This is a genomic window from Bartonella sp. AP30XZML, assembly GCF_042195945.1.
Taxonomy (GTDB): Bacteria; Pseudomonadota; Alphaproteobacteria; order Rhizobiales; family Rhizobiaceae; genus Bartonella.
The window spans coordinates 1-2,968 of record NZ_JBHIPJ010000092.1 but is presented as its reverse complement, the minus strand read 5'-3'; the positions used below and the strand labels follow the sequence as shown (position 1 = coordinate 2,968).

Genomic DNA, 2,968 nt, shown 5'->3' with positions numbered 1-2,968 from the left:
CATGGAATTGCCTAAAGAAGGGCGTTTTATCAGTTCTGAATTCCCCATCTTGCGCGAAAACTTGACCAAAATTGATCAAGCGCTTGTAGAAGTTGAGGAAAAAGTAGACGAAAAGGCACCTTTACAGCACAAACACACAATAGGGGATGTTAATGGTCTTAAAACAGCTCTTGAAGCCAAGATGGCAGTGGATAAAACCTTCACTTTTGCCGATTTAAGCGATATCGAGGGCGCCAAAGATGCCTCAAATAATTATGTTCTCTATAAATCAAGCAATAATAACTTTACCTTTGGCAGTGCTGTCTCACTGTTAGGCGCGCATCAACATAAAACCGAAGATATCGTGGGTCTTGACGATTTTAGAGCCAAGATCAATCAAGATCTCACAAGCTATGGACGCCTCACAAGTCCCAATGAATGGAAAAATTACAATAAATTTACCAGCAAAGTTACAATGAGTGGTGGCTTAGAGCTGTTAGGTAATTCGTCGTTTAATCTCACCCACAATAATAAAGTTGTGACAAGTCTAAGTGCAAGTGGAAGCATGCTTAGAGGTCCAGCAACTGTTGATGGTAAGGCACTTTACACAAAAGATGAGGCTACCACTGTCCTTCAAAAAATACGCAATGAGATTGCAAAACTGAAAGAAGTTACCGCGCTTAATCCCCTTGAAATCCTCATGACAGAAAGTGGACCCATTCCATTTCCTGATAGTGTTACTAGCTACACCGATATTGAAATATGGGCGTGGGGTGGCGGTGGAGGCGGCAGTAATATAAAAGGCGGTGGTGGAGGTGGCGGCGGTTGCGTACGTATTAAAATCAAAGGATACCAGCTGGGAAACTCAAAAAATGCTCAAATTGGACGTGGTGGGAAAGGCGGTAATAACGAGAGGGGAGGCATAGGTGGTCAAACAATAATTCAGGGACTTCTTACCGCAGGCGGTGGCGGAGGTGGTGGATATTATGGATACGCAACTAGTGGCAGTGAAGGAAGTGCCAACAGCAGTGGTCGCGGCGGTAGCGGTGGCAGCTATTACTCTAGCAATACCAGCGTCAATGGCAGTAGTTCTACTTTCGGTGGCGGGAGTGGTGGTGGCTACGCATACTATAGAAGTAACGACGGCCCCTTTATTGTCTATAAAACAAACATTGGACATGGTGGAAGCTCTATTTATGGTGGTGCTGGTGGTGGTTGCAGTGATGGTATCGCAAAAGGGGGGTACAGTGGGAAAGGCGGCAATGGTGGTGATGGAAATGGTTTTACCAGCGGCGGTGGCGGTGGCTACTTTCCAGGAAAATCTGGTGGAGATGGCGGCAATGGTGGTGACGGAGCAATCTTGTTGAGATTTTTTATCTAGGAGTTTTTTATGAAATATGCAGTTGTTGAAAATGGTGTGGTAACAAATATTATTGTAGCCTCAGAAGATTATGTTCACGCCTTTGATGGTGAAGCGATCCCCTCAAGTGAAGCACAAATTGGCTGGACTTATAAGGACGGAGTGTTTTCTCCTCCCATGGTGGATAAAGAAACAATGGCAGAGCTTAGCCATAAATCACAAGAAAAAGGTGAAGAAGCTTAGGCACTCAAACAATAGTGTTAATGATGCTTGTTGTATAAGCTGGCTTTGTATGTTTTTAAAATCCCCTTTAAAGCTCTTTCAAAGCCCTTTAAAGGGCTTTTTTGACTGACAGTGTCAGTCTTATGAGAGAGTGTAGATGATTGTTATGGTCTCTTCATTAATTTGGAGAGCAAAATGACAATAGAATTTAAACTTCGTATTCACTTTATTAAGAATGGCAAGGGATCTAAGTTTTTAGCAATATTTGATCAGACAGCCGTTGGTATGTTTGTAAAATCCTTGATGTTAACGTGCAAATTTATCCCCTCCATGCACCTATTCTTCTCTTTACGCATGAGGTGGAGAAACAGGATAGTGCTCTGTTTCATAAGCTTCAATTAACAAAACAAGAGTTTTCATTCTATCAAATTCTAGAGTATTCTCTTTAGGTTGCTTATCAAACATTGCTGACACAATTTCTAAGGCTTCTTGATAATCTTGTTCAGTGCGAATAGGTTTGATGTTCATTTCTTACATTCCTTCAGTTCTACAGTATTGGCATCAACCGTATTAAATTGTAACATTTTTGTTGACACTTGTCACTTAATACATTACATTCTATTTAAAATGATGTTACTGAATTTGCTATGATCAAAACATTTAAAAATAAAGACCTACAATCTCTCTGGGAAACAGGAAAAAGTAAGATTGATAGCAGGCTTCAACAGCGTATTATTCGCCGTCTTGATACCCTTGACGCAGCTTCTCAAGTTAATGATATCAATGTACCAGGTTATAATTTTCATATGCTTAAAGGCTTTACTCCAACTCGCTACACAATTCATATCAATGGTCCTTGGTGTATCACTTTTGAATTTAAAGACAGACATGTTTACCATGTTGATCTAGAGCAATACCACTGAAGGTTTTAAGATTAATTGTAAAGGAAACTATCCATGACTACACGTAATCCTAATCGTTGTCCTTCTCATCCAGGAGAAATTTTAGCTGAATCCTTAGAACATTTAAATGCAAGCAAAACCGAAATTGCTAGGATTCTTCAAATATCACGCCAGCACTTGCACGGTATCCTTAAAGGAGAACGTCCAGTCACAGCTGTAACAGCAGCTCGCATTGGTAAATTGTTAGGAAATGGACCAGCCCTTTGGCTACAGCTTCAAGCCAATTATGATACATGGCATGCCTTGAGGGACATTGATGTCTCTTCTATTCCAACGCTAACAGCTAATAAAGTGGATATACAAATGGAACAGAGCCATTAACTACCTCCCCGCCCTAAAGACGAGGAGATAAAACATGTTTTTTACTTAAGCAACCTTTTTAATAGGGCTCTCGAAATTTGGTTCATAAGCGCGCAACAAAGAATCCATGCTATGTGGCGGTTCG

The 2,968-nt window shown here is 40.9% G+C and carries 5 protein-coding genes; 4 read left to right on the top strand and 1 reads right to left on the bottom strand.

Translation table 11 applies throughout. The annotated features are described in order from the left end of the window. Position 1: 1 nt before the first annotated feature. Together ACFIL2_RS06515 and ACFIL2_RS06510 are read left to right on the top strand one after the other, a co-directional pair. The gene (locus tag ACFIL2_RS06515; protein ID WP_375680469.1) at positions 2–1,360 is read left to right on the top strand and encodes a Bgr_08870 family protein; all 1,359 of its coding nucleotides are present in this window, start codon (positions 2–4) and stop codon (positions 1,358–1,360) included. 9 nt (positions 1,361–1,369) lie between these two features. Continuing rightward, positions 1,370–1,582 carry a hypothetical protein gene (locus ACFIL2_RS06510; RefSeq protein WP_375680468.1) on the top strand — a complete coding sequence of 71 codons (213 nt, stop codon included), beginning with the start codon at positions 1,370–1,372 and terminating at the stop codon, positions 1,580–1,582. Positions 1,583–1,909: 327 nt separating this feature from the next. Here the strand turns inward: ACFIL2_RS06510 and ACFIL2_RS06505 are convergent, their stop codons facing one another. After that, complete coding sequence (locus ACFIL2_RS06505; RefSeq protein ID WP_375680467.1) at positions 1,910–2,089, bottom strand: hypothetical protein; 180 nt, start codon at positions 2,087–2,089, stop codon at positions 1,910–1,912. A gap of 119 nt (positions 2,090–2,208) precedes the next feature. On the opposite strand from ACFIL2_RS06505, the gene ACFIL2_RS06500 reads away from it, so the two are divergent. After that, positions 2,209–2,484, top strand: coding sequence for a type II toxin-antitoxin system RelE/ParE family toxin (locus ACFIL2_RS06500; RefSeq protein ID WP_375680466.1), 276 nt, complete (start codon positions 2,209–2,211; stop codon positions 2,482–2,484). Positions 2,485–2,517: 33 nt separating this feature from the next. Next, on the top strand, positions 2,518–2,844 hold the full coding sequence (locus ACFIL2_RS06495) for a HigA family addiction module antitoxin (protein ID WP_273791640.1): 327 nt from the start codon (positions 2,518–2,520) through the stop codon (positions 2,842–2,844). Positions 2,845–2,968: the final 124 nt, after the last annotated feature.